This window comes from Ralstonia sp. A12 (genome assembly GCF_000801955.1).
Taxonomy (GTDB): Bacteria; Pseudomonadota; Gammaproteobacteria; order Burkholderiales; family Burkholderiaceae; genus Ralstonia.
Genome location: NZ_JSZO01000001.1, coordinates 46,805 through 67,050 on the forward strand (window position 1 = coordinate 46,805; position 20,246 = coordinate 67,050).

Here is a 20,246-nt window from a genome sequence, read left to right on the forward strand (position 1 = left end):
CAATCACGGAGACAACCATGCAACAACTCGCGCGGCGGAGGGCGTCTGCCCTTGCCATCACTCTGCTTTGCTGCACCGGACTGACCATGACCCTGGAAGGATGCGCCTCCAATTCCGCGCCGGCTGATGCGCCTGCCGCAGGTGCACCGACCACCGTGCTGGCGCCGCCGGCACCGAAGCCGCCCATGCAGAAGCCGCTCACCGCGGACGAATCCGACCCGAACAAGATGGGCTGGATGCAGGGTTTTCCGCCACCACCCGATCGCATCATCCGCTTCGATATGGCGGGCAATATGTTCCCGCGCACGCGTTACGGCTTCAGCCATGTGCGAGAGTTTCTGCCCACGCGCGTGATCTGGCGCGGCGACGGCGCGGTGAGCAAGCTGCCCCGTGCCGAGCAGGATATCGACGGCGTGCTCTTCACCGATGCCGGCGGCACGCGTCGCACCTTTGCCGAGATGCTGAAGCTCACGTACACCGACGGCATTCTCGTCATGCACAAGGGCAAGGTGGTGTACGAGCGCTACTCTGGCGCGCTCGATGCACACACGCAGCACATCGCCATGTCGGTCACGAAATCGTTTGTCGGCACGCTGGCGGCCACGCTGGTGGCAGACGGCAAGCTCGACCCGGCGGCACCCGTTACGCAGTACGTGCCCGAATTGAAGGACAGCGCCTATGGCGACGCCACTGTGCGCCAGGTGATGGACATGACGGTTGGCGTGCGCTTCTCCGAGAACTACGCCGACCCGAACGCCGATATCTGGACGTATGCACGCGCTGGCGGCGTACTGCCGCGCCCGGCTGACTATAAGGGCCCGGGCAGCTTCTACGAGTACCTGGTCACGACGCACAAGGAAGGCCAGCACGACGAGGCGTTTGCCTACAAGACCGTCAACGCCGAGGTGCTGGCCTGGATCGTGCGCCGCGCATCAGGCAAGTCGACCGCAGCGCTACTGTCCGAACGCATCTGGCAGCCAATGGGCGCGCAGAGCGACGCGTACTTCTCACTGGACAGCATCGGTACGGAGTTTGGCGGCGGCGGGTTGAGCACGACACTTCCCGACCTGGCCCGCTTTGGCGAGATGATCCGCAACGGCGGCCGCTTCAACGGCAAACAGATCCTGCCCAAGAGCGTGATCGATGACATCCACAAAGGTGGAGATCCGGCCAAGTTTGCCAAGGCAGGCTATGCCACGCTGCCGGGCTGGTCGTACCGCGACATGTGGTGGATCTCGAACAACAGCCACCACGCCATCGAGGCGCGCGGCATCCATGGTCAGGCCATCTATATTGATCCGGTGGCCCAGATGACCATCGTGCGCTACGCCTCGCACCCCATTGCCGCCAATGGCGCCAACGACCCGATCACGCTGCCGGCGTTCGGCGCGCTGGCCGAATTCTTCATGCATCAGAAGTGATTTACTCGAATACCTAGGAGCGCATTTATGTCGAAGACGTATCAACGCATTGTTCTGGCCTCCCGCCCGCAGGGTGCCGTGACGCCGGACAACTTCCGTCTGGAGACGGCTGACATCCCCGAGCTGCAGGACGGCCAGGTGCTGGTGCGCAACCATTTCCTGTCGCTCGATCCGTACATGCGCGGCCGCATGAACGACAGCAAGTCGTATGCGCAGCCGCAGCCGCTCGATGAAGTCATGATCGGCGGCACCGTGGGCGTGGTGGAAGCATCGAAGAACCCGTCGTTTGCCGTGGGCGACAACGTGGTCGGCATGTTCGGCTGGCAGGAAGTGGGCGTGTCCGATGGCCGCGGCATCCAAAAGGTGGATACGCGCCACATTCCGCTGTCGGCGTATCTGGGCTCGGTGGGCATGCCCGGTGTGACGGCGTGGTACGGCCTGAACAAGATCATGCTGCCGAAGCCCGGCCAGACCGTGGCCGTGAGCGCTGCTTCGGGTGCCGTGGGCAGCGTGGTCGGCCAGCTTGCCAAGCTCAAGGGCTGCCGCGCCGTGGGCTTTGCCGGTGGCAAGGACAAGTGCGACTACGTGGTCAACGAGTTGGGCTTTGATGCCTGCATCGACTACAAGGCTGCCAAGGACTCGAAGGAGCTGTACCAGATGCTCAAGGAAGCCACGCCCGACGGCATCGACTCGTACTTTGAAAACGTCGGCGGCTCGATCCTGGATGCCGTGCTGTCACGCATGAACGCCTTCGGCCGTATCGCCATGTGCGGCATGATCGCCGGTTACGACGGCCAGCCGCTGCCGCTGCAGAACCCGCAACTGATCCTGGTATCGCGCCTGACCATCGAGGGCTTCATCGTCTCCGAACACATGGACGTGTGGCCGGAAGCACTGCGCGAGCTGGGCGGCTTTGTGGCGCAGGGCAAGCTGAAGTTCCGCGAGAGCGTGGCAGACGGTCTGGCCAGTGCGCCGGAAGCCTTCATGGGCCTGCTCAAGGGCAAGAACTTCGGCAAGCAACTCGTGAAGCTGGTCTGACGTTTTAACGTTGATGTGCGGACTGTCAATCGCTTGACAGTCCGCGGGATGAAGGCCCCCACAGAATGGCTCCACCCACAACGACTGCGTGAAGGAGACACCATGAACGCACCCGATACCGCCCACGCCAAGCGGCCTGATGACATGGCGGCCAGCCTCAGCCCCGAGGCCGCTGCCCGCTATCGCAATCTGCCGCGTCCGCCGCAATTCGCCACCGTCGCCGAAGAGCGCCTGCATCGCAAGCAGCGTCTGGCAGCAGCATTCCGGCTGTTCTCCAAATTCGGTTTCGATGAAGGCGTAGCCGGGCACATCACGGCGCGCGATCCAGAGCACCAAGACAGCTTTTGGGTGAACCCGTTCGGCGTGCATTTCAGCCAGGTGACGGTGTCGAACCTGATCCGCTGCGATCACCATGGCAACGTTGTTGAGGGCGACTATCCCGTCAACGCTGCCGCCTTTGCCATTCACTCGCGCGTGCATCAGGCGCGGCCCGATGCCGTGGCTGCTGCGCACTCGCACAGCACGTACGGGCGCGCGTGGTCGACGCTCGGTCGCAAGCTCGATCCGCTCACGCAAGACGTGTGCGCCTTCTATGGCGATCATGCGGTGTATGACGATTTCGGCGGCGTGGTAGTCGAGCTGGATGAGGGCCAGCGCATTGCCGAAGCACTCGGCGACAACAAGGCCGCCATCCTGCAGAACCACGGCCTGCTGACGGTCGGCAAGACGGTCGACGAGGCTGCCTGGTGGTTCATCACCATGGAGCGCTCCTGCCAGGTGCAGCTGCTGGCCGAAGCCGCAGGCGCGCGCACGGGCGAGGCACCGCGCACGATTTCCGATGCGGCCGCGCGGCAGGCGTATTCCATCGTTGGCTCGGCACAGGCAGGGTGGTTCCAGTTCCAGCCGCTATACGCCCGCATCGTCAAGGAACAACCCGATCTGCTCGACTGATCGGCCTCGCAACCTTTTGGAGCACCCATGACGGATCTGATCCTGCATCACTACGCCACGTCGCCGTTTTCGGAGAAGGTGCGTTTGATCCTCGGCTACAAGGACCAGCCGTGGAAGTCCGTCACGGTACCCGTGATCTTGCCCAAGCCGGATGTGATGCCGCTCACCGGTGGCTACCGGCGCACGCCGTTCCTGCAGATCGGCGCGGATATCTACTGCGATACCGCGTTGATCGCGCAGGTGCTGGAGTCGATTCACCCCCTGCCCAGGCTCGTGCCGTCCGAACATGCGGCAGCGGTGTTTGCCATGGCGCAATGGGCCGATACGACGCTGTTCTGGGCGTCGGCCACCTTTGTCATGCAACCGGCGGGCTTCCAAAGTCTGTTCGGCAGCATGCCAGAGGAATTCGTCAAAGCCTTCGTGGAAGACCGCAAGGCCATGCGCGCAGGTGGTACCGGCCTGCGCACGCCGCCGCAGGAGGCCGCGTCCACGCTGCATGTCTTCCTCGCACAACTGGAGCGACAACTCGCCACCGGTGAGCACATCTTCCTATTCGGCGAGCAGCCGACGGTGGCTGACTTCTCCGTCTATCACTGCCTGTGGTTCATCCGCCGTGCGACAGGCGTGGCGGGCATTCTGGACGCCCATCCGGAGGTCGTGGCGTGGATGCATCGCGTCGCCGCGCTTGGGCACTCGCAAGCCCAGCCGATGACACCGGCTGAAGCGCTCGACGTCGCCAAGGCTGCCACGCCACGCGCACTGACCGAACCGAATGCGCCATTCGACGAGCGCTACGGCCTGCCGAAGGGCACGCGCGTGACGGTGGCTGCAGTCGACTACGGTGTCGACCCAATCGAAGGTGAACTGATCGTTTCCACCCGCGACACGGTGGGCGTGCTGCGCGAAGACGCACGTGTCGGCCAGGTGGTGGTGTATTTCCCGCGCGTGGGTTACGCCGTGCGCAAGGTTGAAGCTGCAAGCTAGGCGTTGGACACGCGGGCATTGCCGCTTTGATCGCCTTTCATGACAACAACACGAGAGAGACACGTATGAAGCAATTCGCAGGCGGCGTGGCCGTCATTACGGGTGGTGCGTCGGGTTTCGGCAAGGAGTTCGCCAAGATCGCTGCCGGGTTGGGCATGAAGCTGGTGCTGGCCGATATCCAGCAAGATGCACTGGACGCCGCCATTGCCGAGTTCCAGGCGCAGGACGTGGAAGTGATCGGTCTGCGCGTCGACGTGTCGAAGGTGGAAGACGTGCGGGCGCTGGCCGATGCGGCCATCAAGACGTTCGGCAAGGTCAACCTGCTGTTCAACAACGCAGGTGTGGGCGCCGGTGGCCTGATCTGGGAGAACTCCGAACGTGACTGGGATTGGGTGCTCGGCGTGAACCTGCATGGCGTGATTCACGGCGTGCGCATCTTCACACCGCTGATGCTGGAAGCCGCCAAGAAAGACCCGTCGTACGAAGGCCATATCGTCAATACGGCATCGATGGCGGGGCTGCTGAACGCGCCGGCCATGGGCATCTACAACGTGTCCAAGCATGCGGTGGTGGCGCTGTCGGAATCGCTGTATCAGGACTTGAGCCTGGTGACCGAGCAGATCCATTGCTCGGTGTTGTGCCCGTACTTTGTGCCGACCGGCATCACGCAGTCGGACCGCAATCGACCGCAGGATCTGGCCAATACAGCGCCGCCCACCAAGTCGCAGTTGGTCTCGCGCGCCATGTCGGAGAAAGCCGTCAGTTCCGGCAAAGTCACCGCCGAGCAGGTTGGCCAGATGACCTTTGACGCAATCCGCAACGCGGGCTTTTACATCTACTCGCACCCGCACGCACTTGCACCGGTACAGCATCGCTTTGAAGACATCGTCTCGCAACGCAACCCGTCGGATCCGTTCGAGGGCAAGCCGGACGTGCGTGCGCGTCTGGTGGATGCGTTGCGCGGGTAACTCCATTTCCACGACTCCGGAATCGCCATGACTACAGCAACGGCTGCCGCATCATCAGTCACCATCGCCGAATCGCAGTTCGCCGATCTGCCCAACGGCACGCGGCTGCACTACGCCAGCGCCGGCAAGCGCGGTGCGCCGCTGATGCTGTTCGTGCACGGCTTTCCGGAGTTCTGGTACGAGTGGGAGGCACAGCTCGCGGCCTTTAGCGACACGCACTTTGCCGTGGCGCCTGACATGCGCGGCTACAACCTGTCGAGCAAGCCGGCAGCGGTGGAGGCGTATCGCCCCAAGCTGCTGGTGCAGGATCTAGCGCAGTTCATCACGGCGCTGGGGTATGAACGTGCCATCGTGGTCGCGCATGACTGGGGTGGGGCGATCTGCTGGAACCTTGCCATCCAGCATCCGGAGTTGGTTGAGCGATTGGTGATCGTCAATTCGCCGCATCCGTGGGTGTTTGCGAATGCGCTGCTGAGCGATCCAGCGCAGCAGGCTTCGTCGGCATACATGAACTGGTTGCGCCAGCCGGGCTCGGAAGAGGCGCTGGCCGCCAACGAATTCGAGAAGCTCGAAGGTTTCTTCCATGGCATGGGCCAGCCCGTGGCCGAGTGGTTCACGCCAGAGGTGCGAGCGCGTTATCACGCAGCCTGGAGCCGACCGGGTGAGGGCGGCTCGCATGGCCTGACAGGCGGTGTGAACTACTACCGCGCCTCGCCTTTGCACCCGCCCACCGAAGGTACTGCGCCGCTGCGCATCGATCAGATGCCGCCGGAGGCGTTTGTCGTGAAGATGCCCACGCTGGTGATCTGGGGTGAGATGGACATGGCGTTGCCCAAGGGCCTGCTCAACGGGCTGGAGCGCTTCATTCCGGATATGCGCCTGGAGCGCATTCCCAACGGCACGCACTGGGTCGTGCACGAACAGCCGGAGCGCATCACTGCGCTGATCCGGCCATTCGTTTCGTAACGTTCCCGCTTACATCGACTCCGCCAGCATGCGGCGGTAGTCATCTGCCGTGGCGATGCGCGGGTTGGTCTTGTGACAGTGGTCGAGCAGGGCACCTTCCACCACGTGCTCCAGCGCATCATCCGGCACACCCATCTGACGCAGGCCAGTCGGCAGGCCCAGGCGCGCCGTCAGGTCGTGCACGGCCTGGGCGAGGTCCGCACCAGCCGGCAGGTTCATCACGCGGCGCATACGCGCGTAGCGGTTGTCCCGCACCACCGTTTCCGCCGTCTCGTTAAAGCGCAGCACCGCCGGCAGCACCACCGCATTGAGCGTGCCGTGGTGTAGTCCGGTCTTGCCATTCACCTTCACGCCGCCCAGCGGGTGCGATAGCGAATGCACGCACCCCAGCCCCTTCTGAAACGCCATCGCGCCCTGCATCGAGGCACTCATCATGTTCAGCCGCGCATCGCGGTCGGCGCCATCACGCGTGGCGCGCTCGATGTTGGCCCAGGCACGCTCCAGACCGTCCAGCGCGATACCGTCAGCGGGCGGGTTGAAGGCTGGGGCGAGGAAGGTCTCAATGCAATGCGCGATGGCATCCATGCCGGTGGCCGCCGTGAGCGCTGGCGGCAGGCCGAGCGTCAACTCAGCGTCGCAGATGGCCGACTTGGGCAGCAGATGCCAAGAGTGGAAACCCAGCTTGCGACCGTCCTCTAGGATGAGGATCGCGCCGCGCGCCACCTCGCTGCCGGTGCCGGCGGTGGTGGGAATGGCGATCAGCGGCGCCGCCGCTTCCGTGATCTTCGTGCTGCCGCCCTCGATGGTGGCGTAGGTGGTGAGTGGCTCCGGGTGCGTCGCCGCAATGGCGATGCCCTTGGCCAGGTCGATCGACGAGCCGCCACCGATGGCGATCAGCCCATCACAGCCCGCGTCCTTGTATTGCGCAGAGGCTTTCAACACCATCGCCTCGGTCGGGTTGGATGGCGTCTCGTCGAACACCGTGACGGGTAAGCCGCCCGTGGCATCGATGGCGCGCTGGGCGAGGCCCGCGGCAGCCACCCCCTTGTCCGTCACGATCATCGGCCGGCGGATGCCGACGCGAGCGCATTCGCTTTTCAGTTCGTTGACCGTGCCAAAGCCAAGGTGAACGTGGGTGAGATAGAAGATGAGGGCCATGCGTTGTCTCCGGATGGTGTTGTCTGCATCGCCCGTCTTGTCCTGCGGGCGTGGTTCAATGGATACTCCGATGATAGCCAAATTAGAACGATCGTTCAGTTAACGCCCTCATGCAGTCCCCGTCTCTCGACCCGCACGTTGCCCAGTTGCTCGATCTGGTGGCGCGTGCCAAGCGTCCGCCGCTGAATGCGCTCGACCCCGCCGACGCCAAGATCGCCTACGAAAAGAGCAGCCCCATTGTCGACATCCCGACCATCCCGTTGGAGGCTGTGCATGACCTGACGGTCACGGCGCGCGATGGCTATGTCATTCCGATCCGCACGTACGCGGCGCGCGAGGCAAGCTGGGCCGATCCGCTACCGTTGCTGGTGTACTTCCATGGCGGCGGCTTCACGGTGGGCAGCATCAAGACGCACGACCAGCTCTGCCGGTCGCTCGCGGTCAAGTCTGGCGCGATGGTGCTGTCGGTCGATTACCGGCTCGGGCCGGATTGGAAATTCCCGACCGCAGCAAACGACGCCTTCGACGTGCTGCAGTGGGTGTTCGATGAAGCCGCCACGATCGGCGCCGACCCCACGCGCATCGCATTCGGTGGCGACAGCGCGGGCGGTACGCTGGCCGCTGTCACGGCCATTGAAGCTCGCAATTGTGGCTTTCAGCCCGTGCTGCAACTGTTGATCTACCCCGGCACCACCGCACGCGAGACCACTTCGTCGCACCGCGAATTCGCCGAGGGCTATCTGCTCACGCAGGAGATGATCCACTGGTTCTTCTCGCAATACCTGCGCACCGATGCCGACCGTGACGACTGGCGTTTCGCCCCGTTGGACGCGGGCGGCCACGGCGCAGACGTGAGCAGTGTGTGCCCCGCGTGGATTGCCGTGGCGGGCTTCGACCCGATTCGCGATGCCGGCATCGGCTACGCGAACAAACTGCGCGTCGCAAAGGTACCGGTCGAGCTCAAGATCTACGAAGGCATGATCCACGACTTCTTCAAGATCGGCCGCTTCGTGCCGGCCGTCGAAGACGCGCACCGGGATGCTGCCGACGCGCTGCGCCGCGCTTTCGGCACCGTGACTGAATAAGCCATAACGAGAGGAGACCGGCATGGCGATCGAGGATTTCCGCCACAGCACGCCGCTGCGCGTGCGCTGGGCCGAAGTGGATGCGCAGCGCATCGTCTTCAACGGCCACTACCTGCTGTATGTCGATGTCTGCATTACCGAGTACTGGCGCAGCATCGGCGTGCGGTATCCATTGGATGTGGTGGATACGTTTGGTGTCGATTTCTACGTGGTCAAATCCACGCTCGAATACCATGCGTCCGCGCGCTTTGATGATGAGCTGGATCTGCGCTGCCGCGTCGCGCGCCTGGGCCGCTCCAGCATGCGCTTTATCATCGAGATGTATCGCGCAGACGAGCACCTCGTTACCGGCGAAGTCATCTATGTGTGCGCCGATCCGGCGACGCAGACCTCCGCGCCGATTCCCGACACGCTGCGCGATCGCATTCTCAATTTTGAAGTCCTGAAGCCTGAATTCTGAAAACTGAGCATGACTGCCCCTGAATCTATCCGCCCGCTTGCTGGTGTTGAAGTCGACCGCTGGGATGCCGTGCGCGAAGACGCGCGCGCCATCCGCTACGACGTGTTTGTCATTGAGCAGGGCGTGCCCGTCGAACTTGAATGGGATGAGTGGGACGACCAGTGCTGGCACGCCCTGGCACGTGACACGGCTGGCCGTGCGGTTGCCACCGGCCGTCTGCTACCTGACGGCCATATCGGCCGCATGGCGGTGCGCAAGGAAGCGCGCGGTACGGGCGTTGGCGCGCGCGTGCTGGATGCGTTGATCGACAAGGCCAAGTCGCTCGGTTACCCCGAACTGATCCTGAACGCGCAAACCCACGCCATGCCGTTCTACACCCGCGCCGGCTTCGCGGCCGAGGGCGAGGAGTTTGAGGAGGCAGGCATTCCGCACTGGACCATGCGCCGCGTGCTTACACGTTGATTGCCACGGCGGCCCGCACAATCGCTGCGATGGCCGCCTGCGCTGCCGGCGATGCGGTTCTGCCGTGCAACCGCACAATCCCGGTAATTGACGGCGGCGATAGCCAACCCTTCACTGCCAGCCGTATGAGCGCACCGGACTCCAACTCCTCCCGTACCGCAGCGTCCGTTGCCCCCAGCACGGTGTCGGTGGTGAGTGCCACTGTCTTGAGCACGCCGTAGTTGTCGCATTCGAGCGCGATGCTGGCTTCCTGTCCTGCTGGCAGGCCCAACAGAGCGGCCAGTTCCACCTTGGACGGGCTCAGCAGCTTCGGCACGGCAATGCCGTATTCCCAGACTTCGCGCAGCGTGTGTTCGCGCTCCGCCAGCGGATGGCCGGCCCGCACATACAGGTGAGGTGGCTGGCCGCCGATCGGCTGGATATCCAGCGCGGCATCTTTCGGCATATCGCGCACATCGGCGGCGAAGAACTCGATGCTCTCCGTACGTAGGCTTTCCAGCAACTGCACCCAGTTGCCGACTTCCATGCGCAGCGCCACCTGGGGATGCTGCTGCCGCAACTCACGCAGTGCCTGCGGCATCAGGGTGGCGGTCAGCAGCGGTCCCACGCCGAAGGCGGTGTCGCCCAGTTGGCTGTCGCGGTAGAGATCCACGTCGCGCTGTAGGCAACGCGCCTCGAACAGCAGCTTGCGTCCGCGAGCGATCACGAATTCACCCGCGGCAGTGGGCCGCACGCCACCCACGTCCCGGTCGAACAGGCGGATGCCAAGGTCATCCTCAATGGCCTGGATGCTGCGGCTGAAGGCGGGCTGGCTCAGGTGCGCCAGCTCGGCAGCACGGGCGAAGTGCAGGGTGTCGGCCAGGGCAACGACGTGGCTCAGACGGCGTAAATCCATGGTGTTGCGTCCATTGCATTGAACGGATGTTCATTATGCATTGGACGCATTGAATCGACACTCCTAGGCTTGTCTCCACAAGAATTCGCAACAAAAGCGAGGAGACACCCCGATGAGTTCACAGCAGCAACTGCTCCTGATCAGCGCCTGCATCCTGGGCTTTGGCGCCATGGAGTTCGTCACCCGGCGCTACCAGGCCAGTGTCAGTGGCAAGGCCACCGCCAACGACGCGTGGCTGGAAGTGCTGATGTTCGTCAGCCTGGTTGCCGTCACTCAGCCGATTGCGCTGCTTGGCAGTAACGCGCTGTGTAACTGGCTGATGCCTGCGCAGCACAACGCCTGGGCCAATCTGCCCTGGTGGGCGATGACGGGCCTGCTGCTGATCGGTGATGACCTCACACAGTACCTTTGGCACCGCGCCTCGCATTCGCCGCTGCTGTGGCCGCTGCACCGTGCGCACCACAGCTCGTCGTACATGAGCGTGCGCATCACGTACCGCAACAACTTCTTCTACTACCTGATGATGCCGGGCCTGTGGATTGGCGGCGTGGCGGTGTACCTGGGGTTCGGCAGCGTCTACGGGGTGTATCTGGTGGTGAAGGTGGCAGTCATTCTCGGCGCGCACTGTGCCTGGCCGTGGGACGCGCCGCTGTACCGCATCCGTGCACTGCGCCCGCTGATGTGGGTGGTTGAGCGCACCATCTCCACGCCGGCCACGCACTGGGCGCACCACGCGCTCACTAACGCAGACGGCATTGGCCACTACAAAGGCAATTTCGGCAACCTGCTGTTCTTCTGGGATGTGCTGTTCGGCACCGCCCACATCACGCGCAAGTACCCCGCGCAGATCGGCCTGCAGGATGACGTGCTGTTCGGGGAGGAGCGCTGGACTGCGCAGATGTTCTATCCGCTGGTGCAGTCCAAGCGCGAGCATTCGGCGCTGCGCCCGGGTGGTTATGGCTTTACGGAAGCGGACGCCGTGCAAGAGCAGGCGTAGCTCGTGTGGCCGGGCTTACGTATCGGCGTGCGTGACGGTATCGAGCACGCCGAGGTAGCGCGTCTCGCCAATCTGGCCTTGTGCATCGAAGCGGCGTTCGGTCACGTCGAAGCAGCCGTCGTGGCGGATACGCAGTACGGTGGTGGCACGCGTGCCATAGCGCGGCGAGCGGATGAACGCAGCAGACAGCAGTTTCTCCCACTCAGGCGCCACGCCGGTTGCTGGTAGGGAGCGCGTGGGAGCTTCTCGTGTCTCAGCCATCAGATTGATGTAGCGCGCCACGTCCAGCGCGTTGCCGTGCCGGCCCGTATCCGCAGCCAGCGCTTCGGCAAACGCCGCCATCCGGTGGCGCACCTTGAACCACGGCGTGTCGAGCAAGGCATTCGACAGCCCATACACGCCGGGCGCCAGCTTGCGCGGGGCATCTGCGCGGTTGCTGGTCCACCAGAGTTCGTCGCGCGTGGCGGTCAGCAGGTTGTAGCCGTTGTAGGCGCGGTCGCGCGCGGTGAGGCTGTCGAGATACGCCGGGATCGACGCCTCTTCGGCCATCAGAAAATTGGAGACCAACTCGCCGCGTGAACGCGCATCCGGGCGGCGCTCGGACGGCGCGCGGTAGTTGGTCAGCGCGGCAAAGCGGCCGTCGCGTGTCATCCCCATCCACGTGCCTGCGTGGCCGACCACCTGGGCCAGGTCCCGCCCAGCCAGCACGTTGGGCGCATCGCTCCACCACGCCAGCGGCGCGGCAGGGCGGTCATAGAATTCGTCCCGGTTGGCGGCCACCACCAGCGCATAGGCGGGGTGGGCGTGCCAGGCCGTGAGAATCAAACACATGAGCACTTCCTTTGAACATGCCGCGCGAGTGGTCAATGTGACGACCTGTGTCGCGAGGGCTTCGGCCAAGCATAGCAGCCAGCCGGACTTTTGCGATGACGATTACGTGGGTACGTCGCTAGCCGCGCAGTTAGCCATTTTCTAGATCGACGAAAAGCTCTGCATGGCGCTCGCCCGCGACAAATTCACGCGGGCCGCCGGTCTCCCACAGGCCGGCCAGCGTGGCGGCAAAGGCGGGCGGGATGTCGTGATAGCACTCCATCCACGTGGCCTGGCCGTCGCGTAGTTCGGGCCGGCGCATGACGGTGCCGGTCACGCCTGTCGCTTCTTCCACGGTGTCGAGCCAGCGCTGCCAGCGCGGCAGGGCAGTGGCAGCGTCGCGCTCGGCGATGCGGAAGTAGACGAACAGGTGGTCAGCCATGGTGGGTGTCCGCTATGAGGTGCTTGGGCGCGTCAGGCGTCTTGCGCCACGGGAATCGTGTACGGCAGGTTCTGCAGCGTCAGCACCGGGCCATCAAATGTGGCAAGGTGGATGACGGTATCGAGCGCATCCAGCTTCAGCTCGACCAGCAGGTCAGTACCGCCGTCTGGCGCCATCGCGGCGTTGACGACCATGCCGCACGGCTGGTTCGGATCGGCCGCGCTGTACACCTCGGCACCGGCAGAGGTGGGCGCCTGTACGTGTGCACGCTGCATGCGCCGCTTGAGCGTGCCGCGATACTGGCTGCGCGCCACGATTTCCTGGCCGGGGTAGCAGCCCTTCTTGAAATCGACACCGCCCAGCAGCTCCAGATTCACCATCTGCGGCACGAACTGCTCTTGCGTGGGCAGGGTGATTTGCGGCACACCTGCCTGCAGGCTCAGCCAATCCCACACCTCGGTGCCAATCAGCGACAGGCGCGACGACAACGTCTTCCATGCGTGCTGGAAATGCTCGGCGTGCACCATCCATTGATAGCGCGGGCGGCCGTTTGCGTCAGGCAGGCGGATGACGGCGCCAACCTGCTGGCCCACCGTAGCTGGCTGCTGTGCAACGGCGTAGATGGCGTCCGCGCCGGTGTCCGATTCAGGCAGCACGGCGCCGGCTTCGCGCAAGGCATCGGCTGCATCCGGCCCGGCGACGCCGATGGCGATGAACTCGTCCATCGGCCGCAGCTTGGCCTTGGCGCGCAGCACGAACATCGACAAGCGCTTGGTGAGTGCGGGGGCGACCAGCTTGTCAGCCTGCAGCACGATCGTATCGGCCTGGCGCCACATCAGCAGCGTCGCCAGCAAGCGCCCCTTGGGCGAGCAGTAGCCGGCCAGACGTGCCTGGTTTGGCCCCAAACCCGTCACGGCGTTGGTCAGCTGGTTATGGAGAAATTCGGCCGCATCGGCGCCTTCAACGGCGATGCGCGCAAGATTGGTTGGCGCAGACAGCACGCTGCCGTGCGCGGCGGCGTCAAATTGGACGTCGAGCGGCGGAAAGCTGAGCGTATCGACGAAATCCTGAAAAACGTCATTCATGGTGTGCAGGCTGCCTGAGGTTGACCCGGTATTATATGAGGCTGTCTGAAGGGCAGTTTGTGCCCTCTCAACCCATTTCAAGAGTGCGGGCAAGGCCATGGTCGGGCGGTTCCGCGCATAGATTCAAAACGCAATGTTCTCTTTTCTCAAACGGCTGGTTGTTCTGGCGATCCTGATCGCGCTTGCTGCGGCAGGCGGCGTGGTGTGGTGGGCACAGCAACCGGTGAGCCTTTCTGCCCCGTCGCTGGAAGTCGTGATCAAGCCGAACTCGAGCGTGATCTCGGTCGGCAAGCAGCTCGCCAGCGCGGGCGTGGGCGTGCAACCGCAGTTGTTCTCGCTCGTGGCGCGCGCCACCGGCAATGCCAAGAGCCTGAAAGCTGGCGGCTATGAGCTGGAAACGGGCGCCACACCGCTGTCCATCCTCGACAAAATGGCGCGCGGCGAGGTCACGCACTACGTTGTCACCGTCATTGAAGGCTGGTCGATGCGCCAGATGCGTGCGGTGGTGGATGCCGAGCCCGCGCTCAAACACGACACGGTGGGCCTGTCCGATGCGGACCTGATGCGCAAGATCGGCGCGCCCGAGGCCAATCCGGAAGGTTTGTTCTTCCCTGACACCTATCTGTTCGCCCGCGGCAGCTCTGACGTGGAACTGTACCGCCATGCCTACCAGGCCATGCAGAAGCGCCTGGCGGACGCCTGGGCCAAGCGGCCGCTCGACCTGCCGTACAAGACGCCGTACGAAGCGCTGACCATGGCTTCGATCATCGAGAAGGAGACCGGCCAGAAGATCGACCGGCCGATGATCGCGGCGGTGTTCGTCAACCGCTTGCGCAGGAACATGCTGCTGCAGACCGACCCGACTGTCATCTACGGCATCGGTGCCGGATTCGACGGCAACTTGCGCAAGCGCGACCTGCAGGCCGATACGCCGTATAACACCTACACACGGGCTGGTCTGCCGCCTACGCCGATCTCGCTGCCGGGCATGGCCTCGCTGCAGGCGGCGCTGAACCCGGCCACGTCCGATGCGCTGTACTTCGTGGCACGCGGCGACGGCAGCAGCCAGTTTTCGACCAACCTGACGGACCATAACCGGGCCGTCAACAAATATCAGCGCGGCCAACCATGACCGGCAAGTTCATCACATTCGAAGGCATTGACGGCGCGGGCAAGAGCACGCACCTGGCGTGGTTCGCCCAGCAGTTGCAGGCAAAGCTCGCGCCGCAGGGCAAAAAGGTGGTTGTCACCCGCGAGCCAGGCGGCACCCCCCTGGGTGAGCGCCTGCGCGAAGTGTTGCTGCACGAGCGCATGCACCTGGAAACCGAAGCGCTGCTGATGTTCGCCAGCCGCCGCGAGCATATCGCCGAGGTGATTCAACCCGCTCTCGATCGTGGCGACTGGGTCATCTCCGACCGCTTCACCGATGCCACCTTCGCCTACCAGGGCGGGGGCAGGGGCTTGGCCATCGACCGGCTCGAAGCGCTGGAGCAATGGGTGCAGCAGGGCCTGCAGCCGACCAAGACCATCCTCTTCGACCTGGCCCCGGAGATTGCCGCCGCACGCCTGGCCGATGCCCGCACGCCCGACAAGTTCGAGGCGGAGTCCGCCCAGTTCTTTCTGCGCACGCGCGCGGAATACTTGCGCCGAGCCGCCGCCGAGCCGGGGCGCTTTGTCGTGCTGGACGCCAACCGCGAACGCATTGAACTCCAGAAAGACTTAGAGCAATTGCTTGCAACGCTTTGATTTCGCGAGCAATTTCCGATACCGAAATAATGGTTTCACAGCGAGTTTTCGCATCAACAATCCAGCACAACCCATTGATTTATGATGCTTTACCCCTGGCAATCAGCTGATTGGACACGCCTGCAGGCGATGCGAGCCAAGCTGCCGCACGCCATCCTGCTGAACGGCCAGGCCGGCACCGGCAAGCGCGATTTCGCCATGCACTTTGCGCAGGGCCTGTTGTGCGACACGCCTGCTGCCGACGGCCAGCCATGCGGTACGTGCGCGGCCTGCAACTGGTTCGCCCAGGGCAACCATCCTGACTTCCATCTTGTGCGGCCCGAGGCCATGGAAGAGGCACCTGAGACGGAGAAAGACGCCGAGGGTAAGAAGAAGGCGCCCAGCAAGATCATCCGCATGGAGCAGGTGCGTAACCTGATCGAAGCCATTGGCGTGGGCACGCACCGGGCGGGGTTGCGCGTGGTGGTGCTGTATCCGCTCGATGCGCTGCAGACCGAAGGCGCCAATGCACTGCTCAAGACGCTGGAGGAGCCGCCGCAGGACACCGTCTTCCTGTTGGTGACGGACCGCATCGACCGTATCCTGCCGACCATCCTGTCGCGTTGCCGGCAGTTTCCGCTGCAGCCGCCGCAACCTGAGGCGGCACGCCAATGGCTGGAGCGGCAGGGGGTGCCGCACGCACAGAACCTGCTGGCCGAATACGGCAACGCACCGCTGGCCGCATTGGCGGCTGCCGAGTCGGAAGACCGGCCGCTGTTGCAGTTTTTGCTCGAACAGCTTGGTCAGGGCGCAAAGCTGGACGCATTGGCCACCGCCGATCATTTACAGAAATTGTCGGTTCCAGCCGTTCTCAGTACCATGCACCGATGGGTCTTTGATCTGATGGCGGCGCGGCTGGCGGGGCGCCCGCGGTATTTCCCAGGGCAGCGCGACGCATTGCAGCGCTGCGCAAACACCATCCCGCTGGACCGCCTGGAACGTTTCGCGCGTGCTTTGCCCGAGCGGCGCCGCACCGAGCAGCACCCGCTAGCCGCACGGCTCGTCATTGAAAGCCTTTTGCTGGATTACCGGCAGCTCTTTCCGGCTGCCTGACACTGAACTCCTGGAACCTCTGTGAGCACTGCACCTCTTCGTACGCCTGGTACACCGGTCACCCCTGGCGCTCCCGGCATGGCTGCTGGCGCCCCCAATGCGCCAACCCGCCCGGGCATCGTCTCCCTGGCCATCAAGGATGAGGCTGGCCTGCACGCCGCCTACATGCCCTTCCTGAAGAACGGCGGCATCTTTGTGCCGACCCAGCGCCCTTATCGCATCGGGGAAGAGGTCTTCCTCGTGCTGTCGTTGCTGGACCGTCCGCAGAAGTACCAAGTGGCCGGCAAGGTGGCCTGGATCACGCCCGTCGGCACGCCCAACAAGACGCCGGGGATCGGCGTGCACCTGGGTGAGGACGAACCGTGCCGCGTGTTGCGTCGCGTGATCGAAGAGCTACTGGGCAAGCAGATCAACTCGCAGCGGCCCACGCAAACGCTCTGAGATTTTTCCTGATGCGGCGCGCGAAGTTGGCGCCGTAACCTTCTGATTATTCGATGTTTGTTGATTCCCACTGCCATATCAATTTCCCGGATCTCCGGGCGCGCCTGCCGGAACTGCTGACCCGCATGCGCGAGAACCGCGTCACGCATGCGCTGTGCATCTCCGTCACGCTGGAAGACTTCCCGAGCGTGTTGGAGATCGCCGAGCAAGAGCCGAACGTGTACGCCACGGTGGGCGTGCACCCGGATGCCGAAGCGGATATTGAAGAAGGCACGCGCATTGAAGAGCCCACGCTGGAGCGCCTGCTGACGTTGGCCGATCACCCACGTGTGGTCGGCATCGGCGAAACCGGGCTCGACTACTACCGCCTGGGCGATCGCACCGTGGCCGATATGGAATGGCAGCGCGAGCGTTTTCGCACGCATATCCGCGCCTCCAAGCAAACCGGCAAGCCGCTGGTGATCCATACCCGCTCGTCGGCGGATGACACGCTGGCCATCATGCGCGAAGAAGACGCCCAAGCAGCGCGTGGCGTCATGCACTGCTTTACCGAAAGCTGGGACGTGGCCAAGGCCGCGCTGGATCTGGGCTTCTATATCTCGTTCTCGGGCATCGTCACGTTCAAAAATGCGGTGGATCTGCAGGAAACCGCCAAGAAGGTGCCGCTGGATCGCATGCTGATCGAGACCGATTCGCCGTACCTGGCGCCGGTGCCGTTTCGCGGCAAGACTAACGAGCCGGCGTACGTGCGGCACGTGGGCGAGTTCATTGCCACGCTGCGCGGGGAACCGCTGGACCGCATCGCCGGTGTAACGACTGAGAATTTCTTCAATCTATTCAATGCAATACCGCGATAACTTGAAGCATGGCATGAGGAAAATCGCATTGGCCGCTGGGCTGACCGTGGCGTTGTCGGGCGCCGCATTCGCCACACCGCAGGACGACCTGCGCGCTGCGGTCGAATACAACCGGCCAGTGCTGGTGCAGCGGTACGTCGCGCAGGGTGTCGACCCGAACCTGAACACGCGCGAAGGCTCGCCGCTGCTGGTGGATGCGCTCAAGGACAAGAACCTCGAAGTGGCTGCGGCGCTGATTCGCGCCAAGAACATCGATTTCGAGCGCACCAACGCCGCCGGCGAGAACGCCTTGATGATGGCCGCCTACCAGGGCCTGCTGCCCATGGTGAAGCTGATGGTGGAAACGTACGAGGTGGAGGTCAACAAGACCGGCTGGACTGCGCTGCACTACGCCGCCACCAATGGGCATGATGACGTCGTCAAGTACCTGCTTGACCACGCCGCGTACATCGACGCGGAAAGCCCGAATGCCACGACACCGCTGATGATGGCAGCCATGAACGGCCATATCACCACGGTCAAGCTGCTGCTGGATGAAGGCGCGGACATGAACCTGCGCAACCAGCAGAAGATGGACGTGATCGACTTTGCCAAGCGGTATCACCAGGACGAGATTGCGACGGGGCTGGAATCGCGCCGGCGCAAGCTGGCGGAGCAGGCGGGTAAGCCCGCTCCCGTACAGGCGCCAGCGGCGGCAACTGCTCAGCCTGCCAAGCCTGTGGTGCCTGACGCGCCAACGCCGATGCCGGCAGCCAAACCGGCTGCAGCGGCACCGCGTAGCCCGGATACGATCGGTACCCCAACCAACATGCTGTTCGACAGCAACCGCTAGGCACCCGCCGAAATGCGGCCGGGCTTGATGCTCCTCATGCCCGCCGCGCCAGCCGCACGCCGGTGAACTGCCACCGCTGGTGCGGATAGAAGAAGTTGCGATACGTCGCCCGCAGATGCTCTTCGGGCGACACGCACGACCCGCCGCGCAGCACCATCTGGCTGCACATGAACTTGCCGTTGTACTCGCCCACGGCACCCTCGGCCGGCTGAAAGCCCGGGTAGGGGCCATAGGGGCTGGCGGTCCATTCCCACACATCCCCGAAAAGTTGGCGCAGGCCGCCGGCTTCGGCGACGCCGTGGTCGGGCAGCGGGCGCAAGGCGCCACGGCCTGCGAAGTTGCCCTGCACGGGCAACCCCTCTGCGGCGTGCTCCCATTCGGCCTCGGTAGGCAGGCGGGCGCCGACCCAGCGGGCGTACGCGTCAGCCTCGTAGAAGCTGATGTGCGTGACGGGCGCATCCGGGTCAACCGGTTGTAGACCGTGCAGCGACATCTGCTGCCAACCCTCTGCGTCATCTGCGTCATCTGCGTCATCCGTGCCGGCGCGCCAGTAGAGCGGGGCGTCGATGCCTTCGCGCTGCACCCAAGCCCAGCCGTCGGACAGCCACAGCGTGGGCTGGCGATAACCGCCGTCCTCCATGAACGCGATCCACTCGCGGTTGGTGACGGGGTGCGTGGCCAGTGCGTAGGGCTCCAGCCAGACGGTGTGGCGCGGGCCTTCGCAGTCGAACATGAAATCGGCGCCGGAATCGGTTTTGCCGATTTGCACAGCGCCGCCCTGAAATTCAACCCAGCCTGGTTGCACGCCGGTGGCCCGTACAGGTGCGGGCCGCGTTTGCATGTAAGCCGGACACAGCGGGTTCTGCGCAAACAGATGCAGCAAATCGGTCAGCAGCAGCTCCTGGTGCTGCTGCTCGTGATGCAGCCCGAGCGTGATCAACCTGGCAAGCTCTACCGACACGCCCTCAGCCAGCAGCCGCTGCATGGCCGCATCCACATGCGCGCGATAGACCCGCACCTCATCGAGTGTCGGGCGCGTGAGCATGCCCCGGCGCGGGCGCGGATGCCGCGCGCCAACGGTCTCGTAATACGAGTTGAACAGGTAGCGGTAGCGCGCGTCCGGTGAGCGGTAGCCAGGCACGTTGGGGCCAAGGATGAATTCCTCGAAGAACCACGTGGTATGGGCGAGGTGCCACTTGGCGGGGCTGGCGTCGTCCATCGACTGGACGGTGGCATCGGCATCCGACAGCGGCGCAGCCAAGGCCAGGGACTGTGCCCGTACGGCGTCGTAGTGCAGCAGGAGGTCGGGCGGGGCTGACAGGGTATTGGCAGGCACATCGAAGGCGGGCGATGGCGATACACGCATGGCGTCTTCAGTCTCCAGGCAGTCGGTAAGAGCGACTCAGCAGCAAGCGGGCCACGCGGTAAAGCGCACGCTGGTGCACCGCGCTGACTCACGCATTTCCGAATTTCGTAAGAAGCATATGCGAGCTTTGAAATTTTGTTTCGCGCAACGATGTGCATGCAGCGTTGCAAGGGATATCGCAGTGCAGCAT

22 protein-coding genes are annotated in these 20,246 nt (G+C 64.0%); 16 read left to right on the forward strand and 6 right to left on the reverse strand.

Annotated features, from left to right (window positions below; all coding sequences use genetic code 11):
* The first annotated feature begins 17 nt into the window (after positions 1–17).
* From PI87_RS00190 to PI87_RS00215, 6 genes are all read left to right on the forward strand, one after another.
* Positions 18–1,421, forward strand: coding sequence for a serine hydrolase domain-containing protein (locus PI87_RS00190; protein ID WP_039595674.1), 1,404 nt, complete (start codon positions 18–20; stop codon positions 1,419–1,421).
* A 27-nt stretch (positions 1,422–1,448) separates the two neighbouring features.
* Complete coding sequence (locus PI87_RS00195) at positions 1,449–2,459, forward strand: NADP-dependent oxidoreductase (RefSeq protein WP_039595675.1); 1,011 nt, start codon at positions 1,449–1,451, stop codon at positions 2,457–2,459.
* A gap of 102 nt (positions 2,460–2,561) precedes the next feature.
* Positions 2,562–3,410, forward strand: a complete 849-nt coding sequence (locus PI87_RS00200; RefSeq protein WP_039595676.1) for a class II aldolase/adducin family protein — start codon at positions 2,562–2,564, stop codon at positions 3,408–3,410.
* Positions 3,411–3,437: 27 nt separating this feature from the next.
* On the forward strand, positions 3,438–4,394 hold the full coding sequence (locus PI87_RS00205) for a glutathione S-transferase family protein (protein ID WP_039595677.1): 957 nt from the start codon (positions 3,438–3,440) through the stop codon (positions 4,392–4,394).
* Between the two features lie 65 nt (positions 4,395–4,459).
* Positions 4,460–5,362 (forward strand): SDR family oxidoreductase, encoded by a 903-nt coding sequence (locus PI87_RS00210; protein WP_039595678.1) that lies wholly within the window; start codon positions 4,460–4,462, stop codon positions 5,360–5,362.
* Positions 5,363–5,389: 27 nt separating this feature from the next.
* Positions 5,390–6,328 (forward strand): alpha/beta fold hydrolase, encoded by a 939-nt coding sequence (locus PI87_RS00215; RefSeq protein WP_039595679.1) that lies wholly within the window; start codon positions 5,390–5,392, stop codon positions 6,326–6,328.
* A 9-nt stretch (positions 6,329–6,337) separates the two neighbouring features.
* On the opposite strand, the gene PI87_RS00220 is transcribed toward PI87_RS00215, so the two are convergent.
* Complete coding sequence (locus PI87_RS00220) at positions 6,338–7,486, reverse strand: iron-containing alcohol dehydrogenase (RefSeq protein ID WP_039595680.1); 1,149 nt, start codon at positions 7,484–7,486, stop codon at positions 6,338–6,340.
* 110 nt (positions 7,487–7,596) lie between these two features.
* On the opposite strand from PI87_RS00220, the gene PI87_RS00225 reads away from it, so the two are divergent.
* The 3 genes from PI87_RS00225 to PI87_RS00235 are packed head-to-tail and all read left to right on the forward strand — an operon-like array spanning position 7,597 to position 9,493.
* Positions 7,597–8,571: an alpha/beta hydrolase gene (locus PI87_RS00225; protein ID WP_039595681.1), complete on the forward strand. Its 975-nt coding sequence runs from the start codon at positions 7,597–7,599 to the stop codon at positions 8,569–8,571.
* Positions 8,572–8,593: 22 nt separating this feature from the next.
* Entirely contained in the window at positions 8,594–9,031 is a 438-nt protein-coding gene (locus tag PI87_RS00230; protein WP_039595682.1) for an acyl-CoA thioesterase, read from the forward strand.
* Between the two features lie 9 nt (positions 9,032–9,040).
* Entirely contained in the window at positions 9,041–9,493 is a 453-nt protein-coding gene (locus tag PI87_RS00235; protein WP_039595683.1) for a GNAT family N-acetyltransferase, read from the forward strand.
* Here the strand turns inward: PI87_RS00235 and PI87_RS00240 are convergent.
* The gene (locus tag PI87_RS00240) at positions 9,483–10,388 is read right to left on the reverse strand and encodes a LysR family transcriptional regulator (protein WP_039595684.1); all 906 of its coding nucleotides are present in this window, start codon (positions 10,386–10,388) and stop codon (positions 9,483–9,485) included. The two genes, PI87_RS00235 and PI87_RS00240, sit on opposite strands and share 11 nt — an antisense overlap.
* A gap of 112 nt (positions 10,389–10,500) precedes the next feature.
* Between PI87_RS00240 and PI87_RS00245 the strand changes: the two genes are divergently transcribed.
* Positions 10,501–11,385: a sterol desaturase family protein gene (locus tag PI87_RS00245; RefSeq protein WP_039595685.1), complete on the forward strand. Its 885-nt coding sequence runs from the start codon at positions 10,501–10,503 to the stop codon at positions 11,383–11,385.
* A 15-nt stretch (positions 11,386–11,400) separates the two neighbouring features.
* Here the strand turns inward: PI87_RS00245 and PI87_RS00250 are convergent, their stop codons facing one another.
* The 3 genes from PI87_RS00250 to ygfZ all read right to left on the reverse strand — a co-directional run bounded on the left by PI87_RS00250 (position 11,401) and on the right by ygfZ (position 13,722).
* Positions 11,401–12,216: an NRDE family protein gene (locus PI87_RS00250; RefSeq protein ID WP_039595686.1), complete on the reverse strand. Its 816-nt coding sequence runs from the start codon at positions 12,214–12,216 to the stop codon at positions 11,401–11,403.
* 130 nt (positions 12,217–12,346) lie between these two features.
* Positions 12,347–12,637: a DUF4936 family protein gene (locus PI87_RS00255; protein ID WP_039595687.1), complete on the reverse strand. Its 291-nt coding sequence runs from the start codon at positions 12,635–12,637 to the stop codon at positions 12,347–12,349.
* Positions 12,638–12,669: 32 nt separating this feature from the next.
* Positions 12,670–13,722 carry a CAF17-like 4Fe-4S cluster assembly/insertion protein YgfZ gene (gene ygfZ, locus PI87_RS00260; RefSeq protein WP_039595688.1) on the reverse strand — a complete coding sequence of 351 codons (1,053 nt, stop codon included), beginning with the start codon at positions 13,720–13,722 and terminating at the stop codon, positions 12,670–12,672.
* Positions 13,723–13,855: 133 nt separating this feature from the next.
* On the opposite strand from ygfZ, the gene mltG reads away from it, so the two are divergent.
* The 6 genes from mltG to PI87_RS00290 all read left to right on the forward strand — a co-directional run bounded on the left by mltG (position 13,856) and on the right by PI87_RS00290 (position 18,690).
* Positions 13,856–14,854 (forward strand): endolytic transglycosylase MltG, encoded by a 999-nt coding sequence (gene mltG / locus PI87_RS00265; RefSeq protein ID WP_039595689.1) that lies wholly within the window; start codon positions 13,856–13,858, stop codon positions 14,852–14,854.
* On the forward strand, positions 14,851–15,468 hold the full coding sequence (tmk, locus tag PI87_RS00270; RefSeq protein WP_039595690.1) for a dTMP kinase: 618 nt from the start codon (positions 14,851–14,853) through the stop codon (positions 15,466–15,468). The genes mltG and tmk overlap by 4 nt, the downstream gene beginning before the upstream one ends.
* 81 nt (positions 15,469–15,549) lie before the next feature.
* Entirely contained in the window at positions 15,550–16,560 is a 1,011-nt protein-coding gene (locus tag PI87_RS00275; protein ID WP_039595691.1) for a DNA polymerase III subunit delta', read from the forward strand.
* 78 nt (positions 16,561–16,638) lie between these two features.
* Positions 16,639–17,001 (forward strand): PilZ domain-containing protein, encoded by a 363-nt coding sequence (locus PI87_RS00280; protein ID WP_232313914.1) that lies wholly within the window; start codon positions 16,639–16,641, stop codon positions 16,999–17,001.
* 53 nt (positions 17,002–17,054) lie between these two features.
* The gene (locus PI87_RS00285; protein WP_039595693.1) at positions 17,055–17,858 is read left to right on the forward strand and encodes a TatD family hydrolase; all 804 of its coding nucleotides are present in this window, start codon (positions 17,055–17,057) and stop codon (positions 17,856–17,858) included.
* Entirely contained in the window at positions 17,842–18,690 is an 849-nt protein-coding gene (locus tag PI87_RS00290; RefSeq protein ID WP_039595694.1) for an ankyrin repeat domain-containing protein, read from the forward strand. The genes PI87_RS00285 and PI87_RS00290 overlap by 17 nt, the downstream gene beginning before the upstream one ends.
* A gap of 34 nt (positions 18,691–18,724) precedes the next feature.
* Here PI87_RS00290 and egtB read toward each other — a convergent pair whose 3' ends face one another.
* Positions 18,725–20,056: an ergothioneine biosynthesis protein EgtB gene (gene egtB, locus PI87_RS00295; RefSeq protein ID WP_039595695.1), complete on the reverse strand. Its 1,332-nt coding sequence runs from the start codon at positions 20,054–20,056 to the stop codon at positions 18,725–18,727.
* Positions 20,057–20,246: the final 190 nt, after the last annotated feature.